The organism is Vibrio sp. Y176, assembly GCF_033438945.1.
In genome coordinates this window covers 1-699 of record NZ_JAWOQS010000532.1, presented here as the reverse complement: position 1 = coordinate 699, position 699 = coordinate 1, and the positions used below count along the sequence as shown (strand labels likewise).

Below are 699 nucleotides of genomic sequence, written 5' to 3'. Positions count from 1 at the left end.
AGTTGGCACGAAACAAGTCTTCACCGAGTACCTTAATAAAAACCCTCGCGCTGCATCAAAAGACAGCGACACCGGTTTTTACTACACCGGTGCTGAGTGGGAAATATCGGGGAAAACCCAAGGTATCGCAAGGCTTGGCTATCAAGTTAAAGACTTTGATAGCGAACAACGAGAAACCTTCAAAGGCTTTAGCTGGGATATCGGATTTGAATGGCTACCACAAGAGCAAACGTTGGTGACGGTCAAAACTACCCAAGCAGCCGTCAACCCTGACCAAGATGGTGACTACAACTTACAGACTCGTTATCGCCTAGATATCAAACACGATTGGAACAGCTATTTAGCCACTCGTTTAGGTGGCATTTATCAAGAAGATGATTACACCGGCATCACGAGAAACGACGAACGATACACCCTTTCCGCTGGCGTTGATTATCAAATTAGACGCTGGATTGAATTGAAAGCGGATTGGCAATATCAAGACAAAACATCCAATCGTTCAGGTTATAGCTACGACCAAAATGTCTGGACGTTAAGCGCGCAATTTTCGTTGTAACAAGGAATGTTAATGAATCCATTATTCAAGTTAATTGGCCTAGCTCTGCTACTTTTCAGTACTTTTGTTAGCGCGAATTCAAACGAACAAGATTACCTACTCGATACTGGTGACACTATTTCAGTGCAAGTTTACGGGGAGGA

Annotated in this window: 1 protein-coding gene and 1 pseudogene; both read left to right on the top strand. The window is 43.6% G+C overall.

What is annotated here, in order from left to right; translation table 11 throughout:
- Window positions 1-556: outer membrane beta-barrel protein (locus tag R7O13_RS27145; protein ID WP_318305235.1), on the top strand; the 556-nt coding region annotated here is incomplete at its 5' end.
- A 12-nt stretch (window positions 557-568) separates the two neighbouring features.
- Window positions 569-699, top strand: a pseudogene (locus R7O13_RS27140) (polysaccharide export protein); the annotation flags it as partial.